Genomic DNA, 22,130 nt, shown 5'->3' on the forward strand with positions numbered 1-22,130 from the left:
CTTGTTCAAGGCGGTTTCTTGTCCTGTGGCACTCATGGTCTGCTCCGGTCCCAGGCATTGATTTCCGAGGTTTCGGCCAAACCTCCGTATGCCTTCCATTTATTAACGAATTCATCGAATTCCCCGATGCCGCTGTCCGCAAAGATCATTTTTAGAAAGCTTTTTTGTTCCAGCTTTTTCAGCAGTTCCCCGCTGCTCTTCATGGTCCTGGTCGGGGGGCCTGTAAACTGCTCTTTGCGGGAGGCCTCCTTCTGGGCCAGCAGCACAGGGGCAATATCCACCGGAATTTCCTTAACAACTTCGGAAGGAATTCTCGCGCCGTCGAAGGTCAGCGTATAGGAGGCGACCCGGATGCCCCCCAGCGGCAGGGCAGAGGGATTTATAGTCGGCTTACCGTCAACCATGGTCCAGTCATAGCCCTCGGCAAGACCGTTGGCGAACTCGCCGGTTGAGGTAGCGTAATAATCAAACAAATAATTCTGATAGGTGAAAAAGATCTCAGGATTCTTCATTTTCTTGTTGATCAGAATAGCGCCATTGACTGGCAGGGTGCCTCTTCGCATTACGGTTCCGTCCGGCCCTGAAGGAATGGCGACCGCCCGGATTCTTGCCTCGGGGTCTGCATCGGTCAGGGAGGACAGGGGCCAGCCGCGCATCCAGTAAGGCCCGGCTATTATTCCTGCCTTGCCGGAGACGAACAAATTAGCAGCGCCTTCTTCATCAAGCCAGGCACTGTCGCCGGATAAATATCCTTGCTGCACCCAGTGCTTCATCAGCGAGACTGCTTGCTGGGCGCCGGGCTGTACAGAGCCATATTGTAATGTTCCGTCGCTCATGCGGTTCCATTGCTCCGGAACCGTACCGAATGCACCGAAAATCCAGCTGCTGTCCCCCATCCAGGTATTAGGGCCGTTACGGAAAGCTACAGATAAACCGTAGGTATCCTTTGCCCCGTTACCATCAGGATCGCGGTTAACAAAGGCAAACATGACCTTTTCCAGTTCCTCCAGTGTGCGCGGTGCTGCCATATGGAGCTTGTCCAGCCAATCCTGCCGGATCCAGAGCAGCGGATCGGAATTATATTCATAATCCATAATGGGAATTGCATACTTGGAGCCGTTGCGCATAAAGGCATTCCACACCGAACTGTCTTCGGCTACAGCCTTCTTCCAGGTATCGGAGGCATACCGTTCAAATAAGCTGCCTACCTCCATGAATTGCCCGGAATCGATCAGCTCCTGGATAATGTCGGCATCCCTCGTTGTTACAACATCAGGCATATTGCCCTTTGCCAGTTCAAGCCTCAGCTTATTGGCATAGGTTTCTGAGGTGCCTGAGATGGTCCACAAATAACGGATGCGGATGCCCAGACGGTTCTCGGTCCAGATGGTATGCACGTTATGCTCAAGGCTCTCCCCCTTTTTAAAAATCAGATTGGGATTAACGGAGCCTACTGTATAAAGATCTACAGGAGGATCATATTTGCCGAGCTTGATGTCGAATTTAGGCTCTTGGCCATCCGGTGAGGCCGGAGGGACGTTCTGGCCGGAGCTGATAAAGGAACAGCCCGACAATGCCAGCAGTGCCGCCAGCAGTAATACATTCATTTTCATGAAAACACCTGCTTCTCGAAAATTACGGCGGGTCGAACAGATTGTATCACAAACCTGTTAAACACCGTGTGTTACAATTCTTTTTATTACAGCAAAAGTTTCGGAAAAGGATGATTGTATGGTCAGGCGTGCGAATCTATTTGTCAAAATGGTTGCGATTCTGTTCTCCCTCATGTTAGTAACGCTCTTATTCTACGGCTTGTCGTACCGCAAGGATATCGGAGTCATTACAGACCAGATCAAAACAACCGATTTGAATCATCTGGAGTTTCTGACCCAGCAGATGGACAACAATATCAACCAGCTGGCAGGCAGCATGTATGCGCTTCAAAGAGATCCGACTATCCGGGACTATGAGCAGATTCAGCAGCTGGGCCACCTTATCGATCCCGCCCAGACCGTTATGACTGTGCTGGAGAAGCTTTCCCTGCAGACCAGCTCCAGCACGTGGGAGAACCGGATCGTCCTGTATAAGCCGCGCAGCGGTGAGACCCTGGGGTCAGATTCCTCGCTGTCATTCGATACCTCCATTCTGCAGAAGCCGCTGCAGCCGGGATGGGAATATATTCCCGAGGGCAAGGGCAGTAATGAAGCCGGCTTCCGTCTGCTCCTGTCCGATCCGCTCGAGGACAAAGGAAATCCCCGGCAGGCGGAGCTGCTGATGTCCATGTATTTTCCCGTATCCAACATTGAGCGGATGTTCGATACGTACCAGTCGCAAAACAAAGGTGACACCTTCCTGTACCATCCGGCCTACGGGATCATTCTCTCCCGTCATACCGACAGGGAATTGGCCCGGCAGATCATTAAGGCCATGGAGCCTCTGGCTGGCCATGAGACTTCGGATATTTTCAACCTGAAGGAAGGCAGCTTTCTCGTCAGCTCAGTCCCGTCCTCGGCTGTTACCTGGCAGGTCATTCATTATTCGCCTCTAAAGCAGATTTTACAGCCTATCCAGAGCAGCCGTTTTACTTTTCTGACAGGTTCGGTCATCCTTTTGGTCATGAGTCTGCTGTTTTCCCTTCAGCTCTACCGCCAGGTGCAGCGTCCTGTAAGCCTCTTGCTGCGTTCGCTCAACAGAATGAAGGAAGGACGCTGGTCTACCCGGATTCATGCCAGGACCAATCCTGAGTTCACGATGCTTAACGAAGAATTCAATGAAATGGCGGAAAAGATACAAGCGCTGATTGAACAGGTCTATCTGGAGCAGCTCCAGGCCAAAGATGCCCACCTGAAGCAGCTTCAATCACAGATCAATCCGCATTTCCTCTATAACTGCCTGTTTTTTATCAAGAGCAAGGCCGTTGTCGGCGATACAGCTTCGGTAGAAGCCATGGCTCTTAATCTTGGAGAATATTACCGTTATATCACCAGAGTCGACCATTCTCTTACAACGCTTGAGGATGAGCTGAAGCTGTTGGAGAATTATCTGGAGATTCAGAATCTAAGGAAACAGCGGATCTGTTATACGATGGATATCGCCGGTGAACTGCTGGGCATGCAGATCCCCCGGCTGCTGATTCAGCCCTTGGTCGAGAACAGCATTATTCACGGGATTGAGAAAAAAATCGGACAGGGCTTCATCCGGATCACGGCCAGCCAAACGCCTTCCGCGGTTACGGTCACTGTAGAGGACAACGGAGCCGGTATGACCGGTGAGGCCATTGCCTCATTGCAGGCCAGACTGTCCGGACAGACACGCGAGGATGGAGGATGCGGCCTCTGGAACATCCAGCAGCGCCTTAAATATCACTATGGCAATTCCTCCGGCCTGCTGATCTCCTCCTCCCCTGACGGGGGACTAATAATCACTCTCTGTATGGAGAAGAAAGAGGAACACCATGCACCAAATTCTACTGGTTGATGATGAGCCGTATGTTGTCGATGATCTGTCGATCTCCCTTCCCTGGACCGAGATGGGTTTCGGACTGGTTCACAAAGCCTACTCCGGGTACGAGGCTCTTGAGCTGCTTCAGCGTTATCCGATTGATATTGTAGTAACGGATATTAATATGCCGGAAATCTCAGGCATTGAACTGATTGCTTCAATCCGCAGCCGCTGGAAGCATATCCGGGTCGTTATGCTGACCGGCTATGCCGAATTCGAATATGCCCGCAAAGCGATAGAGGAGCAGGCCAGCGCTTATCTGCTTAAGCCCATTGCCAATGACCAGCTGGTTGCCGTCATCACCAAGCTCCAGAATGAGCTGCGCGGCGAATGGGAGGCATGGTCCTCCTACCAGCGGACGATGCAGACCTTCCGCGAGCACCTTCCTCTGCTCCGCGACCGCCTGCTCGGCGATCTGCTGCAGGGACGTAAGCTTTCCGGGCCGCAGCTGCAGGAACGGCTGGCACAGTTCGATCTGCCGCTCTCCACCAACCAACCGGTATGCCTTGCAGTCGTCAGACCTGAGGAGTTCTTCCGGCGGCAGGACATGCACAGCATGCTGCTGTTTGAATATGCGATCATTAATATTGCGCAGGAGCTGTTTCAGGACCGTTTCCGCATCTGGTCCTGCAAGGATGTACATGATTATCTTGTATTTCTGCTTCAGCCAAGGGAGGACATGGATTCCGGCAGCAATCCGGGCGATGAGGTAGCCCAGGGTGCATATCAGCTGCAGAATCATGTCAGCACGCTGATCGGAGGCGGACTGTCCGTTGTCACTACAGGCTGGGGAGCTTTCCCGGATCAGGTCTATTCTCTCTACCAGTCCGCTATCTCTGCCATCCGCCAGCATATCGGCAGCGAAACCGGCATTTATCTGGATGCCACTGACACAAGCGTTGCCCAGTCTGTTGAGATTCTCCAGCCGCTCTATGAGCCTCCGCTGCTCTCACATATGTTTGAAGCGAATAATTGGCAGGGTATTGAAGACAAGCTGAATGCCATCACAACAGAGCTGGCCCGCAATCCGCACCGCTCACTGGAGCATATCCACGAAGCCCGTCTGCATCTGGAAACGGCATTCTATTATTTTGCCCACAAGAACAATAAAATGTTGAGCGAAATTGTAGGCAATCCGCTGCTGGAGCAGCCCCCCTTCCAGACACCGGACAAGCTGCGGGAGTGGGCGCTCCACGTCATCCACCTCCTGAGAGAGCATTTTGAATCAGAACGCCGGGACAGCCGAACTGTGCTGATCCAAAACGTCCATGAATATATCAACCGCAACCTGCACTATGTCTCACTCCAGGCCATTGCCGATCATGTGCAGATGCATCCGGTCTATCTGTCCAAAATGTACAAGCTGGAGACAGGCAAACGAATCAGCGACTATATCGGGCAGGCCAAGATGGAAAAAGCGGCGTATCTGCTGATTCATACGCCGCTCAAAATATATGAGGTTTCCGCTGAGCTTGGCTATTCCAATGCCCATTATTTCATCAAGCTCTTTAAAGAATATACCGGAATGACCCCGCAGGAATACCGTGATCGGGCACTGTAACCGTCTTAGCCTCCAAATCGCAGCTCTACCTCATGGTCAAGACCGTCGTCAGCAGCCGGCACAAGCCCTGCCTCAAGCATACGGCCATCGAGCGTCAGACGGGCAGTGCCCTCCTGCATCCGGCTGAAGCCCTCCGGTTTGCTGATCCGAATCCGGTAGGAGGAGCCGCCAAGCTTCAATGTGTAAGCCAACTCGGTCTGTCCCTCCCGCAGAATCGGATTGAGTGCGATTCCCTGCGCCGTATACTCAATACCAAACGCCTCCATCAGCGAGAGGGTGAGCCAGGTCGAGGTGCCGCTAAGCATCGGACCAATGTTCTCACCGGTCTCGCTGTTGTTGTATTGCGTGCAGAATCTTGGATTTCCGCAGACTGCAAATGGATTTTCCATTGTCTTAAACGGCAGAACCCGGTCCAGCAGCCAATACCCGAAGCGTCCCAGTTCAGCGGCAAGTTCTGCATCCGCCACCTCCTTTGCTCCCTTAAACATTGCTGCAGCAGCCATCATGCAGGCATGCTTGAATACGCCCCCGTTCTCACGGTCTCCCGGAAAATACTCGTCAGAAGCTGTATGGGAGGATACCCGGCCCAGTGCAACAGGCGACACCAGCTTCAAGCCGTAAGGGGTCATAAGCTGTGACTTCATCGTGTTCAGCATTACAGTGATCTGCGCTTCATCCGCACAGCCGGACAGGATGCTCCAGGTGAAGGAGTTCAGGAAATAGGAGCCGCCAGTGGACGGATCAGCCGAAAGCCCGTCCCCGCCGGCACCCAAGTAGGTATATTTGCCGTCTGCATAGCGGTTGAACAGCACGCGCGCGAAGAAATCGCCCTTCCATGCATGCTCTTGAATGCGTCCCCGCAGCTCAGCCCCGAAACGGTCAAGCTCTGCAGCATAATCCGTTTCTCCCTTCCGGACAGCCAGGACAGACAGCTCATCTACAGCCACCTTGAGCAGAAAAGCATTCATGACACTCTCGGAATAATCACTGTCCAGCGGATCGCCGAAAACTCCGCCTTCCTGCAGCTGCTTCCGGTAACGCTCTTCCTTGGCCGGCCCGTTTAGATACGTATCATCCAGCTTCAGACAGTCGTTCCAGTCGGCGTAGTCCAGCAGCGGAAGCCCGTGCCGGCCCACCGAAATCCGCCCCGAATAGACAATAATCGCCTTCAAAGTCTCGAAGACCGGCCGGCTGGATTCTTCTCCCGCAACCGGGCAGGTCTCGTCCAGGAATTCGACATCTCCTGTAAGCATTACATAACGATAGACTGCCTGAACAAGCCATAACGCGTCGTCAGACCATTTACCGGGCTCCTTGCCGTTCCAGAAGAAATTGTGATAGGCGTAACCCAGCCCGAATACCATACCGGTCCATTCCTTCAGGAGACTCTTCACCAGGCCGCTTCTTCCCATACTGGTAAAATAGTACATCGAGGCGTACAAATCCTGAATCTCACGGAAGCCTATTTCCCTGTAACCCTTTTGTGTCTGGCAAAAGGAGCGTGAGACAAAGGTCTGGTAGAGCACCTGGAAAGGCAGATTGCGGTTGACGAATACATCGAAGTTTTCATCACCGGAGGCTACCTGCAGGAACTTTCCGTACTCACGCACGAAGTCGGCAGATTCGGCCAGCGCCATTTCTGCCGCGCTGCGGGCAGAGAACCGGTCAATCAGCGCCCCTACCTCGTCAGCAAGCACTGTGTCATTCCAGGGCGCACCGCTCTTGTCGGAGACAAGTCCGGTCAACTGGTCGACAGCTGCCGCACCTCCTGACGGAATAGAAACCTCACCTGCTACAGCGAAGAAGCCGGGTCCCTTGCGCTGCAGAATGCTGCTCAGCCTGAGGGCACCAGCCGGGCGGTGCAGAGAGCCCGTACCGACAAATTCATTGAAGCTGAGGCAGTATTCGCGCGGCAGCACAGCCCCGTCATTCCCGTGAATGATCATGGTGTGAAAGCGCAGGTCATGCCTGCCGCCTTCCGGATAATAATCGGGACTGACAGCCGCCACAGCTCCGGCGGAATCCTGGAGCACGCCGCCCTGCATAATGATATTACTGTACAGCACATCCTCAAACAGTGCTCCTGGAGCAGCGGAGCCAAACATTCCGGTATAGACAATCCGCAGGCGGCGTTCAGCTTCTCCGAGGTTCACAAGCTCAATCCGCTGTGCTTCTGTTGCCAGGGGCATACCTTCGGAGTGCGGAAGGATAAAGATGGTACGGGTAATTTCCAGACCGCAGCGGGTCCGGTAGGTAATAACCGTTGCATTCTGCGAATGCCGGCAGACCGCCGATTCAATGCCTTCGTCTCCGGGATCAGCAGAATAAAAGATCTGCTTCCCTTCCTCGAACAAATAAAATTGCCGGTTAGCCGGGAAGCCGTTCTCCTCCTGGCGCATATCCCAGCGTGTCGCCAGAACCTGGGTTGCGGCGTGTGAGCGGAAGCTCCCGCCCCCGAAGCGGTCAACAACGCTTTTCGGGGTGGTCTGCAGCGGATGCGGGAAGCTGAGGCGGTTGCCTAGGAGCAGATTGACCGCAAAGTGCGGTCCCGGCACAGGTGAACGCAGGTCGATTACATGCTCTCCCTCGGCGTTAAGCGTCCCTGCCCAGCCCGATGCAGCCTGCAGCAGCTCCAACGCCTCCGCTACCGCAGCCTCCGGAATAGCTATGGTCTGCTCCTCATTCCCCGCATCCCTGATAGATAAAGACAGCTTGGTTCCTTCGCTGTTCATGGCGAACAGAGCGGACGCGCCGGCTTCAGCCGGCAGCAGTGCAGCTATGGCCGGCAGCTTGAGCAGCTCCTGAATGGCAGGCAGCCTAAACGGCAAGCCTGCTATTCCTACAGCCCCGCGGCGTTCTGAATCGGTAAAAAGTGCGCTGATGTTCTCTCCGGCACCGATCCGGTCAGCAAACACTTGTCTCAGAATATCTTCGGCCGAGGCCTTTGTCTCTCTTGCGGTATTCAACTTTAACAACATCGATTTCACCCTTCCTGGCATACCTGGCGGATCAGCCCTTGACGGCGCCCGCGGTCATACCGCTAATAAAGTACTTCTGCGTCATGAAGAATACCACCATAACCGGTACCGTTACGACAGTCGAAGCCGCCATCAGCAGATCATAGCGGGTATTGTACTGTCCGACAAACAAGCGGATACCGACCGGAATCGTCTGTACATCCGAACTGGTCGTAAGCACCCAGGCGAACAAAAGCTCATCCCACGCCGTAAGGAAGATAAAGATGCCGGTCGCAATGATGCCGGGTACAGACAGCGGCAGAATGATTTTGTAAAAAGCCTGAAATTTGGAGCAGCCGTCAATGGCTGCCGACTCCTCCAGATCTCTCGGGATGGAGACAAAGAAACCGCGCATGATCCAGATACTGATCGGAGTATAAAACGCCGTATAGACAAGAATCATTCCCCAGTACGTGTTGATCATCGGTAAGCCGAACGTATTCTTAATCCACAGGAACATCAGATAAATCGGGAACAGGAACATAATACCCGGGATAAGCTGAGTGGAGATGATACTCATACTGAACGCCTTCGATCCCGGAAAATCAAACCGGGCGAGCGCATATCCGGCCAGAACGGCAAAGGTGCCGGCCAGCAGGGTTGTTGCGCCGCAGATCAGCAGGCTGTTCCGGAAATAGATGGCAAAATTAACGGTGTCCCACATGTTGATGTAATTGACCCACTGCGGCTTCGTCAGACTGAAGCTTGTGATGCCGTTCAAAATCTGGTCGTTCGAGTGCAAAGAGGTAAAGATCATCCAAATGATCGGGAAGATCGTCACGATGACAATCATCCAGGTCAGTGAAGTCAGCAGAAACGAAGAGACAGAACGTTTTCTATGTGTACTCATTGGGCATTCAACTCCGATCTAAAGACGCGGTACCATACACCGACGACCATCAGCATTACGAACATCAGCATCATTGAAGCGGCAGAACCGGAACCAAACGCCCAATAGCCGAAGGATTGACGGGTTAAGGCGGTCATCAGGAGGTCCCCCCATTCTCCCGGATATCCGGCACCGTTACCGAACATTGTGGATACGATATTGTAGGAGTAGACATTGTTAATGATCTGGAACAAGAGCTGTACCGCAATGACCGGCTTGAGCATGGGCAGCGTAATATTCCAGAACTGGCGGAGCTTATTGGCACCGTCAATCGTAGCCGCCTCATAGATATCTTCCGGAATGGTCTGCAGTCCGGCCAGGAAAATGACCATCAGGAACGGCCAGCCACGCCAGATCGTCGGAATAATAATCGCCCAGATGGTATTGGGCCCCAGCAGCCAGAATGGCTTGTCGTTGAAGAGGTGCAGAACATCGACCAGAAAATAGTTGATAATGCCGTTCTGCTGCCACATGAAGCCCCAAAGGACGCCGACAACATAAGAGGGAACGACCCAGGGTAACAGCATAGCGGTACGGGCAATGCCGCGGCCGGGAAAATCCCGGTTCAGCAGCATGGCCATCATCAGCCCCATAATCATTACACCGATAGTTACAATAACCGCATAGATGGCCGTGTTGCGAATTGCAAAATTCAGCCCCTGACGGACCGGATTATCGGAGTTAAACAGCAGGCCGATATAGTTGTCCATCCCCACAAACGGGGCTTTCAAATATTTGACCAGCGTAAATTGATTCAGCTTCAAAAATGACATCCAGATACCCTGCAGCATCGGGAGCAAATGCACCAGCATCATGAAGATGATGGTCGGCACCATCAGCATATAAGCGAACTTATTATCTTTGACCCGCTTTCGCCACAGCCCGCGTTTGCCGGAAGGGGCTTTTGCCGGAAGTTTATTTTCAGTATGGAGTCCCATCTCTTATCCCTCGCTTTGTTAATGAAGAAACCGCCGTGCCCTATTTGCGCGGCGGCCTCTCTAAATTCAAGTCGTTATTGATTAATAATGGCTTTGACTTCAGACGCCGCGGAGTCCAGCTCCTCCTTGATGCTTTCTTTGCTGTATTTGCCCTTTACGCCGGCTACAATATCCCAAACGTTGGCAAAATGCTTCTGCAGTGCCGTTTCCGTTGGTCCCCATTGCGGAATAGCCGGATACGTTCTTCCATATTTGGTTGCTTCCGAGAATGCTTTCATGTTGGCATCGAGATCCGGTGATTCCAGAAGAGACATCTTGACAGGAAGCTGTCCGGATACCTGAGCATAGGCTTTCTGCGCCTCATCCGAGGTCAGGTATTTAATGACCTCCCAGGTGGCTTCCTTATTCTTGGAGCCGCTGAACACGGTCAGCTCGCTGCCGCCGACAAAGGTAGCTTGTCCGTCGGGACCGGCAGGAAGCGGAGCTACCGCAAAGTTTTTCGCCGCCTTCTTGTCATCCATACCGCCGTTAGCTTTTGGTGTGGCAAAGTTTTTGGCGAGCCATGGTCCAGAGATAATGACCGCTGACTTGCCGTCGCCGAAATCACTCTCAATCTGTGAAGAGTTCTTTTCAAGCGAGGACTTTTCAACAAGACCTTCATTCGCAAGCCCAGTATAGAACATAACACCTTCCAGACCCTTCTCTTCATTGAAAACTACATTCTTGTTGTCCTCAGACAGAACGTCGCCTCCTGCTGCCCAGATCCAAGGGAAAATATTATGCACAACGTTCCAGTCGTTTTTGCCCGGAAGTCCAAGTGCAGCGATCTTCTTGCCGTCAACCGTTTGTCCGTTCACTGCTTCCAGCGCACTCTTGAAGGAGTCCCAATCCTTGAATGCAGTTTCCGTATTTACCCCGGCCTGCTTAAACACATCGGTCCGGTAGTAGATGGCCCGCGCATCAACAAACCAAGGTATGCCGTATACCTCGCTGTCACCTGCGATGGAGGTTGTTTTCCAGATGGCCGGCAGGAAGGCTTCGGCACCGCCAACATCAGCCACTTTGTCGGTTACCTTGTCAATGCCGCCCATGCTGGCAATTGCCGGTACCCAGGTCGAACCAAGCTGAAGAAGATCGGGGCCTTCACCGCTTGTAGCAGCAGTCGTGATCTTGGTCCAGGCGGAGCCCCAGTCCAGGACTGTTACTTTTACTGTGACATTCGGATGCTCTTTCAGATAGGGATCAAGAGTCTGCAGGAAGTCAGCATCCGGTTTGGGACTGTTCGGCATCACCCAGGCATTCAAGGTAACCGGTTTGGTACTTGGAGCCGCAGATGCTGTTGTCGAACTGGATTCTTTCTGCTCTTCTCTGTTGTTAGAAGAATTTGAAGAATTGTTATTGCCTCCGCAACCGCTGACGACCAATGAAAATGCCATAAGCAGCGCACTGATGGATACTGCTGTCTTTTTCACAATAAATCTCCCCCATTGTCATTTGAAGATCAGGGAGAACGGCTGCCCGTCCCCCATACTCTGATTATAAGAGCGTTTCTGGCCGCTCTAAATACCAAATCCCAAGCCTGAATAACAAATTATTAAGCTTGCTCAGGGTGCAGCTGCGTATCCGTTGTTCGTCAACACAATATCATCAACCTCTACCGCAAGGTGACCCGCGCCTCCGTCCGCAATATTCCCCAATTCGAATGAAATCCGGCCGATGGATGTGCTGCCGCCTGTAACGTCAAATTCAAGAGTGTACTCCGTATAGTCCGTACCAAGATCAACGACTTTACTTGCATACCCGTGCCAGGTGTAGTTGTCCGCGACATCCAGCCAGCCGATACTGACGTTCATTTTGCGCGGTGCATCTGCCTTTGCTTTAAAAGTGAGGGTATAATGATTCCCTTCGTTGTAGGCCACACCCTCGTAATACACCTGCCGGTCCCAGCTGTTCGCTCCTGTAGAGCCGACTTGCATCCGCAGCGCCCCGTTCACATTGTCAATCGATAATTCTCCGCTGTCAGAGGAATAGGAGCTCCAGCCCTGGATCGGAGCTGAGAAATCTCCATTCGGGATCAGATTTTCGCCATAGGCTTCACCGGCGATTACCGGATTTACCTGAAGGAGAGAAATGTTGCTCAGTGAAACAGTATGTGCTCCAAGCGGCTCCGTTATCTTGCCGAGACTGAATTGAAGCACGGCCGCGGCATCGCTTTCCGGAGCGGTGAAATAGTACTCGTAGTGTCCGCCCGTCTCAGTCAGACTGGCTGTCTCATTCGTATACGCGGTCCAATTGTTGTCCGAAGAACCGTCATGCTGGACCAGTGCCCGGATCAGCCTTGCTGCCGAAGCTTCCGCATCGAAGCGAAGCAGGTACTTTTTCCCCTTCTCCACCGGAATTGCGCCTTGTTTGACCTGTACATTCCATTCCTCGTCACCGCTGCCGCCAAGAGCCACCTGCAATACGCCATTCCCGGCAGTCATTGCCGTATTCTTCACTGGATCATTGTCTACCCAGTCTTTCTTGAACAGTGTCCAGCCTTCGGTTGAATCGTCCTTGAACCCGCCATTCACCACCATCTCACGGGAAAGATCCAGCCAGGCCAGATTGTAGCCGCTGCCGCCGAGACGGAAATAATAGGTTCCGGCAGGCAAATCCAGCGGTGCCCCGATGACTGCGCGGTAGCTTTGAAGTCCGCCCGTATCCCCGATTGCAGTGCTGTAGACGGCTGCCGTCACCACACTGCGCTTGTCCGCATCCAGAACAGACAGCTCTAGTTCGGAATCCGCCTGAACACTGGAAACCCGGGCTACAGGAACAATGCTTGCCCCCTGAGGAAGCACCACTTTGTATTCTGCGTAATCACCTTTGTCCATACTGGTGACATCCTTCCCGCCCTCGCCGCTTGGCAGCAGGAGGATTCCAGATGCCCCGGAATACTGGTCGCCCCGGAGATGAAGATACCCGTTCAATACAGGCGGGTCAGCCATACGGACCAGATGCACATTATCAATCTCCGATTGACCGCTGGACTTGCCAAGAAGAAACGATAGTGTACCTTCAGAGACAGCTGAACCGGATAGTGTTATTTCTGCTGTGAAGTGCTTCCATTCCGGCGTCAGTGCGAGTGTTGATCCGTCAGGGTAGCTGCTGTCTCCCCCGCCGGCCTCAAGCTTTATCCCAAGGATATCAGACTGATCAGACCTGGCATCAAAGCTCAGCTGATAGACTCCGCCTGCGGACAGTGGAAGCCCTGACTGAGTAAGTGTTACATCCTCCGCCGATTCTCCCGGGTGCTGGACCGCCGCATGGAATATGCGTTTCATAAGCGGCAGCTCCAGTGTGCTGGTCACCTTGGCTTCAGCCGCTGCTCCCGATTCCGGCTTAACCGTAAAGCTCCAATAGCCCAGCCGGTCTTTCCCCAGCTCAAAACCTCCATTGTATACGAGGTTGCCGTCGGCAAGCGGAGTGCGGACTACAGGCAGAGTCTCTGTCTCCGTAACCCGGACGTTGGCAAAGTAGGCCGTTGTATTATTCAGACCCAGATTGAACTCAAACCGGACATTGTTGTCAGTCGCCTGCGTCATGTTAAAGCTGTATTCGAATGACTGCCAATCCGGGGTAAGCTGGAAATTCCTCTCCTTGGAGTACGCTGTCCATCCCCCGCCGAATTCAGTCAGCTTGCTCATCACCGGGCGAACGGCATCCGCTTTGGCGTCGAAGGTTACCTTATAGGCTTTGCCCTTCTCCAGAGTAAGCGGAATCTGGGTGAGCTGAACGGAATAATTCTGGGTTCCCGCCTCTTTCAGGGAAACCTTTACAGCCTTGCCCTTCTCCTTGTCATCAATGACGGCGGTTGTTCCCGAACCCCCGGCATTCGTAATGATTTGCCAAAATTCCGGCAGACCCTGGGCTGCATTGCCCTTGAAATCTCCGTTGTAAATCTGGTTGCCGTCTGCAAGCACAGGACGCTGCGGAGCGGCACCTTCAGGTTTTTCCGGCCGCTGGCCTGTTACATCAGGCCATTGATCCAGCTTCTTATACTTATAGACCCGTACATAATCGACATACATCTTATCCGAACGGAAGTCGGCGGCCGGGTCGCCCGGCCAATCGCCGCCGACTGCCAGATTAAGAATCATGTAGAACGGACGGTCGAATGGTGCGGGATACGTATAGTAATCCGGCTGGCCTTCTGCCTTGGTCCCCCAGTCACTCGTTTCAAAATACAGGTTGCCGTCCACATAATAACGGATAAGGCCCGGAAGCCATTCAAGGGTAAAATCATGATAATCGTCAGCGAATGTTTTACCTTCCGGCAAAACATAAGTCTTGGATTGGGAAATATGCGGAATGTCGTAATGAAGGGAACCATGTACAGTTCTCGGATACAGATCCGCTTTTTCCGTATCGCCGGCCACCGGTCCGGTCAGCTCCATAATATCCATCTCGCCACTTCCCGGCCAAGGACCGTACTGCTTCTCTTCGTCGGTCGGCATCATCCAGATCGCCGGCCACATCCCCTGCTGAATCGGCAGCTTGGCACGCACGGTAAATTTACCGTAAGTCCAGTCCCCCTTCAGCTTTGAGGTCAGCTTGCCGGAAGTATATTCTTTCCCGCCGTATGCTTCCTTTCGGGCTTCGAGTGCGAGTACGCTTTTGCCGCTCTCGGTTTCGAGCGAAACGTTATCCGGATGATAATATTCCAGTTCATTGTTGTATACAGTCCCCGTATCCTGGATATTCCACTTCGACTCGTCAATGTGCGATCCTTCGAACTCGTCATTCCAGACCATTTCCCACTGATCCTCATCCGTAGACGGTGTTGATGTCGCTGTCGCAGATGGGGCAGGGGTAGACGAAGCCGCCGGTGTCGGGCCGGGCGAAGCTGCAGGTGATGGTGATGGTGATGGTGATGGTGTTGGTGCCGCTCCCCCTCCAGCTCCGTCCGCTGCTTTGGTTGCCGGAGCACTGGCCTGCGCAGAGGCTCCACTCCCGGTCAGGTTACGCAGCGTCTCTCCCGCTTTCAGCTCTGTCCCGTTCATAAGCACCTTGCCGGCGCTTACCTCCAGCAAGCCGATTTGTCCCAGATTAATAATGGTTGATCCGGCTGCTCCGGCATCAACGATGAGGACATCGACCCGTGATCCGGCTTCAATCTCTACTCGACTCTGCTTGGCCAATTCGATCCTGGCAGCCGTGCTTCCGTCTTGCAGCCGGAGCCGTACCGCTGTTTGGGGCTTGTCAACAACCGTCCGGTTCAGGGCGGATTGGCGGAAGACCACCGAATGTTCACCGCCTCCGGAAATAAAAGTGCTGCCCTTCACTTTCACTCCGGTGAATGAAGCTTCCCCTTCTCCTGTTCCGGCGGTCACATAGAGATTTCCATTTAGCGTTCCATCCTGAATGTGCACACCCGGCCGGTTCACAATAACGTTGCCGGATACCGCTCCTACAGGATAGTCCCCCCCGGCTGGACTGATCCATCCGATCATCCGGCTCAGCAGAACGGCCAGCTCGCCCCGGGTCATCAGCGATTTCGGATTCATTTTTCCGGCCGGATCGCCTTGAACATAGCCGTAGGCAAGCATTGCACTGGCCGCTTCCCGTGCATAGGCGCTGACCGCTGCCCCATCAGTCTGCACATTCAGCGTATCCAGGGAAGTACTTTCCAGCCGGAAGGCGCGGGCCAGCATGGTCATTGCATCCTCACGCCGGACAGCCGCATCCGGCTGAAACTGCCCGTTCCCGTAGCCTTTGATAATACCTGCTTCATTAGCCTTGCTTACCTCACTGGCATACCAGGAAGAAGCGCTTACATCATTGAAACCGGCAATACCTGCTGCAGTGTAACGGAATACCCGGCTGAGAATGACGGCCAGCTCAGCCCGGGAGACTGCACGGTCCGGTTCAAATCTGCCTGTTGCTTCCCCCTGCAGAATGCCGGCCGCTGCCAGTCTCTCCGCTGCTGACGCTGCCCAATGCTGATTCATATCCTTGAACGTCGGCATTTGGGCTGCGGCTGATACAGGCAGTTCTTCCGTAACGGCCGCATTTGCCAAGCCGGTATTTCCCGGAAGCTGAATGCCTGACAGCAGCATGACGGCTACCAATACCCTGTTTAATACTTTGCGGTACATTTAATTTTCCTCCCTTGATGTAGAATTTTGCTGATTTCCGGCATATCCTCCGGTCGATTTCAGTATAGAGTCCTCTCCCTGCACCGAACATACCAATTCCTTAGCGGGGATAACAAAGTTGCAACTTTTATTAAAACAAAAAGACCCTATTTCCGGGCGGCCGTAAAAGCCATCCGGAAATAGGGTCAGGTAAATCTATTCAACTATTCCAAAACATACGTTATACTACTGAATGTTCAAGAGGATGCGTGGATTTGCGGGAAATCCTGAGCAATTTCTTCGCCTGAGAACAGATCGTCAAGCGAGCTGAGCGTGCCGTCTTCTTCAACCTGATAAACCGACATTTTTTCACCGTTGACCGTTAATTCAATAAAACAGCCCCAGCAATAGAACTGGTGTGAACCGATCTTGCCGATATCCTTGGAGTTGCAGTTTGGACACTTCATATAATACATTCCACCTATCCGTTAACAATATTAATGGCTTTCTGTAGCCGTTCTTCGCTCATCGCGGGAACCAGTACGGCATTCTCCCCAATGGACATCTCTTCAGAACAAGGCAGCCATTTACGGCCTTCTATCAAATCCGTTACAAGCCCGTCACTGATTTCCAGCGCTACTATTGTGTTTCCCAACTTTTGGTCAAAATAAACATCCGATATCCGACCCAGGTTACTTCCTGATGTTGTCAGCACCTGAAGATCCTTCAGTTTGTTCTTTCCCGAAAGAAAAGTATAGGGTATATGGTCAGTGTCGGTCTTAACAATCGACTCTTTATTGCGAATCATGATAGCGTCTTCGCCATATGCTACAATATCTTCCCATGCCACAACTTTCACATGACTGGAAAAAAAAGTTTTGCCTTCCAGTTCAATACCCGTAATATTCCAGTTTGAATCGAGAACACAATCGACAAGCTTGCCGACCTCGTTACCATCCTCAACTTCATATACAGTGAGGCCGATCAAATCCTGAAGTTTCACTGCCAGGGCCTCCTCTTATGTACCAAAACAGCGTAGAACTAAAGCAAACCCTAGTTCTATTTACGCAGCCGTTTCAGAATGGTTTCAACTTTTTGGGCAACGTGCTCCATTTCTTCCTTAGTATTACCCAAACCAGTGCTAAAACGAATCGCTGAGCGCAAAAGTTCTGGCGGAAGCTTCATAGCCTGCAGCACATGTGAGATTTCCAGTGATCCAGAGGTGCAGGCCGAGCCGCTGGCGGCGGCGATCCGCTCCATATCGAGATTCATCAGCATCACATCTGTATCCGCTCCGGGGAAGCTGACGTTCAGAATGCCCGGCAAAAAATGCTGCGGGTTGCCGTTGACGGCATATCCGCCTTGTCCCACACGCTTTTCAAGCTCTGCGAGCAGTGTGCCGCGCAGCTCCAGGGCATGATCGCGCCGCTGCTCCAGCCCCTCGGCTGCCAGCTCTACCGCCTTGGCAAATCCGGCTGAACCGGCCAGGCTCTCGGTTCCGGCCCGTCTGCCCCGTTCCTGCAGGCCGCCGTGCTGCCTTGGATGAAGAGGAGCACCACGCCGGACATAGAGTCCGCCGATGCCCTGCGGCCCGTTAATTTTGTGTGCGCTAAAGCTCATATAATCCACCGGCAGCTCGCGCAGCGTAATCGGTACTATACCGAGGGCTTGTACAGCATCAACGTGGAACAGGACTCCCCGTTCAGCTGCCAGCCTGCCGATTTCCTCAACAGGCTGAACCGTTCCAACCTCATTATTGGCAAACATCACGCTGATCAGTACCGTGTCTTCCCTCAGGGCCGCCTCAACATCCGAAGCCGACACCCTTCCTGTGGAATCTGCCGGGAGATAGGTGATGGAATAGCCCTGCCGCTCCAGTTCCTCGCAGGTATGCAGGACCGCATGATGTTCAATAGCAGTAGTAATGATATGCTTACCTTTCTGCACAGTAGCGGCAGCAGCGCCTAGCAGCGCCAGGTTGTCGCTTTCTGTGCCGCCGCTGGTAAACACCCATTCATCCGGCGCACAGCCCAAAAAGCCCGCGATCGTATCGCGCGCGCCGTTGACAATTCTCTTGGCGGAACGTCCGGAATGATGCACGCTGGACGCGTTGCCGTATTCTTCAGTCAGTATATGGTATATGACCTTGGCCACCTCCGGATGAACCGGGGTTGAGGCGGCATGGTCCAAATAGATGGATTTCATATTTGATTCTCCGCTTCTTGAGATTAATATTCAGGATTTCTTAAGGCTTCTCGATTATACTGCTGAATGCTGCCTTTTACCACCCGCCAAAGAACACAATGTTGTAACATTTGCAGCAGGCGGACAGCCATCCTTCATGCTATTGCATCCCTTCATTCCTGCCAGACAGGAGTTTACAAGAATCATAGGACGTATTTCCTCCCTTAGCTTCACGTATGTGCGCAACATGAATTATAATAACAAATAGTTTCTGCGTAAATACAGGAGGTGCTTTGGGCATGTGCGGAAGATATACGATTACTGTAAGCTTGGACGAATTGATGCTGAGGTATTTTATAGAGGGTACACCGCTGGTCAATTACACCCCCAAGTATAATGCCGCTCCGGTGCAGCAGATTCCGGCAGTCATCCATGACGGGACCCGCAACCGGCTGGGTGAGCTGCGCTGGGGGCTGGTTCCGTCCTGGTCAAGGGATGACAAAGGCGGCAGCACAAGGATCAATGCCCGCGCTGAAACGCTGCTGGAGAAGGCCTCCTTCAAGGGGCTCATCCGTTCGCGGCGCTGTATCATTCCTGCAGACGGCTTTTATGAATGGAAGCAGGGGCCGGAAGGTAAGCAGCCTATGCGGATCGTGCTGCCGGAACGCCGGATTTTTTCACTGGCCGGATTGTATGATATTCGGTTTGATGAGGAAGGAAACAGGCTGAGCACTTGCACAATCATTACCACAGAGCCCAACAGCCTGATGGCAGACATTCATAACCGGATGCCCGTGATCCTTACCCCTGAAGCCGAGACACAGTGGCTCGACCGCAGCAACGAGGATATCCCGTCTCTGCTCCGGCTGCTCCAGCCTTATGATAGCTCACAGATGCGCGCTTATCCGGTATCAGCAGCTGTAGGCAACGTAAGAAATGACTATCCGGAGCTTATTAAGGAAGCCTGAATGACGCAAAAAACCTAAAATTTTAATAGTGCCCTTCTGGAGAGTTTCCCTTTTTGCGCATTATGGCCTACACTACATAAGATGGATTTATGACTTCCTGGTCATATGCCATTGCCAAGGCCCGCAAATCCGCTCTGATACGAAACTTTACAACTTTGTTAAATATCATATTTTGCGTGTAAACTGCAGATAGTTGGTTTAATAATCCACATAGCATTTTAAACCGCATACAGTAAGAGGAGACTATACTTTGCAAACTTCAAAACTTCAACAAGCGATCGCTGAAGGAGCTCTGCTCGAGATCCATCTGATCAGCGGTGAAACGTATAGAGGCACAGGTGAAAAAAGCTATTCGGCAGATTCCTTTGAGTTCAAGACGGACAAAGGCTTGTTAAGCCTGCCATTCTGGACCGTTAAGCGTTACAAAAGATTATAATCCGCATCTCTGCAATTCTCCCGCCCACACCCTAACCATCATCCTCCTCCATCTGAAATCCGGTATCTCCCCAACCCTCAGCGGACCAAAAAAAGACCCCGCCGGCAACCGGCAGGGTTTCAAGAGGGACATGAACGAACATTACATACTTTTGGGGATAGGCTAAGTTTACCACCGGTTTATTCACGTAATGTCAGGCCCAGGTAAGAAGAACGTAAACTCTATCCGGTAAAAAGGAACCCCGCCTTAACACCTGATGAAATAATGCTGAGGGCCCACTTAAAGTGTGCCGTCTTTTTTCTTTTTGAGCGGCTTGGCTGTGCCCAGTGTTGTTCCCTGCGGAAAGGCTCTGAACCGGCTCTTCGGGATGCCGATCTGCTGTGAGGTATAAATCCCGCTATGTCCGGAAAATAAATAACTCACCAGACAGGCGATAAAAAAGTACACCGCCCCTTCTCCTCCGAATAATTCTATCCCCATCAAAAAGCAGGCCACCGGCGTATTGGCAGCACCGCAGAACACGGCGATAAACCCGAGTCCGGCCAAAAAAGGGCCGTATAGGTGTAGCCATCCTGCGAGCGCATGCCCCAAGGCGGCTCCAATGGCAAATAGCGGAGTAACCTCCCCGCCCTGAAAGCCGGCTCCCAGCGTCAGCGAAGTGAATAGCAGCTTGCCCAGAAAGGCAAACGGCGCGACATCTCCGGTAAAAGAAGCCTCAATCAGCGGCAGTCCCAGCCCCAGATAATCCCTCGTTCCCAGCACATACACCAGAATAATGATCACCACACCGCCGGCGGCGCTTTTTAGCACAGGATTACGGAACAGGCGGCTATACCCTTTTTTCAGCGCATGGGTCAGTTCACTGAACAGAGTACTTGTCAGCCCGAAGAGAACTGAAGCCAGCACAACCTTGAGCAGTACAGGCATAGTGAGTGCCGGAATCTCCCCTATCGGATAATGCACATGGGTAATGCCCCAGAAAGAAGCTGCAGTGAGGTTACCGACAAAGCTGGCTACAAAAGCGGGAATGAGCGCTTCATGGCTGATCAGCCCGATGGCAAGCACCTCAAGACCAAATACCGTTCCCGCCAAAGGTGTTCCGAAAATAGACCCAAACCCTCCGCTGATCCCGCATATAAGCAGAATCCGCCGGTCAATAGGTTTCACTCTGAGGATTCTTCCGAACCAGTCCGCGAGGCTCCCGCCCATCTGCACGGCCGTTCCCTCACGTCCCGCAGAGCCGCCAAACAGATGGGTAACCAGTGTTCCGAATAAGACAAGCGGAGCCATTCTCAGCGGAACAGCTTCACTGTCTGCCTGAATCTGCTCCAGAATCAGATTATTCCCCTTTGCACTGCTGCCTCCGTATTTAGAATACAAATAGCTGACCAGCGCCCCGCCAAGCGGAAGCAGGAACAGCAGCCACGGATTGGCTACCCTTACCCCGGTCACGTAGTCCAGACTCTTCAGAAAAAAAGCGGATGCGGTTCCGGCAAGTACCCCCACTCCGCTGCCGAGTACAATCCATTTCAGCAGGGTTCCCCAGGCTGCGGCAAACCACCACTTTTCAATAATATCAGATCCTTTTTGCCTCCACGGTGCCATCGCCGTTCTTCCCCTCATATGAAGTCGTACATAAAAAATAGACTCCTACCAGGAACACGCTTCACTGGTAGGAGTCATTAGCCTTTCGGCAGTTAATGGCGAACTCCATCGCCCTTATTATCGTATATTATTCTAATGTTTTGGTGGAGAAACGTCAATGGTAAAGAGCTGCAGGTGTTCCGGTCAATGGCCGGTTCTTAAATATAGAACATGTAGTTATCGGCTTTACTCTCTTCTTTATAATTAATCAGATCGGACAAGGTAGTGGAGTCCAGCACATCGGCGATGCTGTCGCGGATGCGCAGCCAGAGATCGCGCTTGGCCGGGTCATCCTCCTCGGTGAAATCGACCGGCGAAATCGGCCCCTCCAGCACACGGATAATATCTCCGGCGGTGATGGTCGCAGAATCACGGGACAGGATATATCCGCCGTAGGCTCCGCGGATGCTTTTTACCAGTCCGGCGTTGCGGAGCGGTGCAATCAGCTGCTCCAGATAATGCTCGGACAGGCCGTTCTTCTCGGCAATGCTTTTCAGGGAGGTTGGGCCTTCGCCAAACTTCAGGGCCAGCTCCATCATAATGGTTAATCCGTAACGTCCTTTTGTTGATATTTTCAAAGGGGCACCTCTTTCGGTTTAATTGCTGCAGTTGTAGTTCACAATAAGCTAAGTAGACATTATGAGAAATGTCATATCAACGTATTCCGATGTTTGCTCTATGCTTATGTTATCATATCTGCGGACACATTTGCAGCGTCAAAGTCATTTTTTTGGCGGAATGTTCGCCAGTGGTGGACAAATTGTCAAAATCTCCGCTGTTTCTGTACCAAATTCCCTAGCCCACAGGCAGTTTACAGTAGACAGGTATGTTATAATACGAAATGAGCCGGGTGTTCAGTTCAGATAACCGGTA

General features: G+C 52.5%; 15 protein-coding genes and 1 riboswitch. Of the genes, 4 read left to right on the plus strand and 11 right to left on the minus strand.

Features of this window, described 5'->3' with window-relative positions:
- Positions 1–32: 32 nt before the first annotated feature.
- Positions 33–1,613 carry an extracellular solute-binding protein gene (locus tag M2108_RS23375; protein WP_277471806.1) on the minus strand — a complete coding sequence of 527 codons (1,581 nt, stop codon included), beginning with the start codon at positions 1,611–1,613 and terminating at the stop codon, positions 33–35.
- Positions 1,614–1,731: 118 nt separating this feature from the next.
- Here M2108_RS23375 and M2108_RS23380 point away from each other — a divergent pair, with 118 nt between their 5' ends.
- Together M2108_RS23380 and M2108_RS23385 are read left to right on the plus strand one after the other, a co-directional pair.
- Positions 1,732–3,477 carry a sensor histidine kinase gene (locus M2108_RS23380; protein WP_277471804.1) on the plus strand — a complete coding sequence of 582 codons (1,746 nt, stop codon included), beginning with the start codon at positions 1,732–1,734 and terminating at the stop codon, positions 3,475–3,477.
- A complete protein-coding gene (locus tag M2108_RS23385) occupies positions 3,455–5,062 on the plus strand; it encodes a response regulator (RefSeq protein ID WP_277471802.1) in 1,608 nt (535 codons plus the stop codon). The genes M2108_RS23380 and M2108_RS23385 overlap by 23 nt, the downstream gene beginning before the upstream one ends.
- Positions 5,063–5,067: 5 nt before the next feature.
- Here the strand turns inward: M2108_RS23385 and M2108_RS23390 are convergent, their stop codons facing one another.
- The 8 genes from M2108_RS23390 to M2108_RS23425 form a co-directional block, all read right to left on the minus strand.
- Entirely contained in the window at positions 5,068–8,040 is a 2,973-nt protein-coding gene (locus tag M2108_RS23390; protein WP_280768018.1) for a GH36-type glycosyl hydrolase domain-containing protein, read from the minus strand.
- 31 nt (positions 8,041–8,071) lie between these two features.
- A complete protein-coding gene (locus M2108_RS23395; protein WP_090712448.1) occupies positions 8,072–8,929 on the minus strand; it encodes a carbohydrate ABC transporter permease in 858 nt (285 codons plus the stop codon).
- Positions 8,926–9,906, minus strand: coding sequence for a carbohydrate ABC transporter permease (locus M2108_RS23400; protein ID WP_277471799.1), 981 nt, complete (start codon positions 9,904–9,906; stop codon positions 8,926–8,928). Before M2108_RS23400 ends, M2108_RS23395 begins: the two co-directional genes overlap by 4 nt.
- A gap of 74 nt (positions 9,907–9,980) precedes the next feature.
- Complete coding sequence (locus tag M2108_RS23405; RefSeq protein ID WP_277471798.1) at positions 9,981–11,378, minus strand: sugar ABC transporter substrate-binding protein; 1,398 nt, start codon at positions 11,376–11,378, stop codon at positions 9,981–9,983.
- Between the two features lie 132 nt (positions 11,379–11,510).
- On the minus strand, positions 11,511–16,046 hold the full coding sequence (locus M2108_RS23410; RefSeq protein ID WP_277471797.1) for a carbohydrate binding domain-containing protein: 4,536 nt from the start codon (positions 16,044–16,046) through the stop codon (positions 11,511–11,513).
- Between the two features lie 236 nt (positions 16,047–16,282).
- On the minus strand, positions 16,283–16,492 hold the full coding sequence (locus M2108_RS23415; protein WP_042179559.1) for a hypothetical protein: 210 nt from the start codon (positions 16,490–16,492) through the stop codon (positions 16,283–16,285).
- A gap of 14 nt (positions 16,493–16,506) precedes the next feature.
- Positions 16,507–17,028, minus strand: a complete 522-nt coding sequence (locus tag M2108_RS23420) for a PRC-barrel domain-containing protein (protein WP_277471794.1) — start codon at positions 17,026–17,028, stop codon at positions 16,507–16,509.
- A gap of 56 nt (positions 17,029–17,084) precedes the next feature.
- Positions 17,085–18,230, minus strand: coding sequence for a cysteine desulfurase family protein (locus M2108_RS23425; protein WP_277471793.1), 1,146 nt, complete (start codon positions 18,228–18,230; stop codon positions 17,085–17,087).
- A 278-nt stretch (positions 18,231–18,508) separates the two neighbouring features.
- Here M2108_RS23425 and M2108_RS23430 point away from each other — a divergent pair, with 278 nt between their 5' ends.
- Together M2108_RS23430 and M2108_RS23435 are read left to right on the plus strand one after the other, a co-directional pair.
- Positions 18,509–19,177 carry an SOS response-associated peptidase gene (locus tag M2108_RS23430; protein ID WP_277471791.1) on the plus strand — a complete coding sequence of 223 codons (669 nt, stop codon included), beginning with the start codon at positions 18,509–18,511 and terminating at the stop codon, positions 19,175–19,177.
- 250 nt (positions 19,178–19,427) lie between these two features.
- Complete coding sequence (locus tag M2108_RS23435; protein WP_277471790.1) at positions 19,428–19,613, plus strand: hypothetical protein; 186 nt, start codon at positions 19,428–19,430, stop codon at positions 19,611–19,613.
- Positions 19,614–19,892: 279 nt separating this feature from the next.
- Here the strand turns inward: M2108_RS23435 and M2108_RS23440 are convergent, their stop codons facing one another.
- Positions 19,893–21,218, minus strand: a complete 1,326-nt coding sequence (locus tag M2108_RS23440; protein ID WP_277471789.1) for a voltage-gated chloride channel family protein — start codon at positions 21,216–21,218, stop codon at positions 19,893–19,895.
- 61 nt (positions 21,219–21,279) lie between these two features.
- A riboswitch (Fluoride riboswitch) is annotated at positions 21,280–21,340 on the minus strand.
- 75 nt (positions 21,341–21,415) lie between these two features.
- A complete protein-coding gene (cymR, locus tag M2108_RS23445; protein WP_277471788.1) occupies positions 21,416–21,835 on the minus strand; it encodes a cysteine metabolism transcriptional regulator CymR in 420 nt (139 codons plus the stop codon).
- Between the last annotated feature and the right edge of the window lie 295 nt (positions 21,836–22,130).

It is taken from the genome of Paenibacillus sp. PastM-3, assembly GCF_029893965.1.
Taxonomy (GTDB): Bacteria; Bacillota; Bacilli; order Paenibacillales; family Paenibacillaceae; genus Paenibacillus_AQ.

What these genes read in the sequence shown, in the direction of transcription:
- M2108_RS23375 (WP_277471806.1), bottom strand. Translation starts at nt 1,613, where the DNA reads ATGAAAATGAATGTATTACTGCTGGCGGCACTGCTGGCATTGTCGGGC.
- M2108_RS23380 (WP_277471804.1), top strand. Translation starts at nt 1,732, where the DNA reads ATGGTCAGGCGTGCGAATCTATTTGTCAAAATGGTTGCGATTCTGTTC.
- M2108_RS23385 (WP_277471802.1), top strand. Translation starts at nt 3,455, where the DNA reads ATGCACCAAATTCTACTGGTTGATGATGAGCCGTATGTTGTCGATGAT.
- M2108_RS23390 (WP_280768018.1), bottom strand. Translation starts at nt 8,040, where the DNA reads ATGTTGTTAAAGTTGAATACCGCAAGAGAGACAAAGGCCTCGGCCGAA.
- M2108_RS23395 (WP_090712448.1), bottom strand. Translation starts at nt 8,929, where the DNA reads ATGAGTACACATAGAAAACGTTCTGTCTCTTCGTTTCTGCTGACTTCA.
- M2108_RS23400 (WP_277471799.1), bottom strand. Translation starts at nt 9,906, where the DNA reads ATGGGACTCCATACTGAAAATAAACTTCCGGCAAAAGCCCCTTCCGGC.
- M2108_RS23410 (WP_277471797.1), bottom strand. Translation starts at nt 16,046, where the DNA reads ATGTACCGCAAAGTATTAAACAGGGTATTGGTAGCCGTCATGCTGCTG.
- M2108_RS23415 (WP_042179559.1), bottom strand. Translation starts at nt 16,492, where the DNA reads ATGAAGTGTCCAAACTGCAACTCCAAGGATATCGGCAAGATCGGTTCA.
- M2108_RS23425 (WP_277471793.1), bottom strand. Translation starts at nt 18,230, where the DNA reads ATGAAATCCATCTATTTGGACCATGCCGCCTCAACCCCGGTTCATCCG.
- M2108_RS23430 (WP_277471791.1), top strand. Translation starts at nt 18,509, where the DNA reads ATGTGCGGAAGATATACGATTACTGTAAGCTTGGACGAATTGATGCTG.
- M2108_RS23440 (WP_277471789.1), bottom strand. Translation starts at nt 21,218, where the DNA reads ATGGCACCGTGGAGGCAAAAAGGATCTGATATTATTGAAAAGTGGTGG.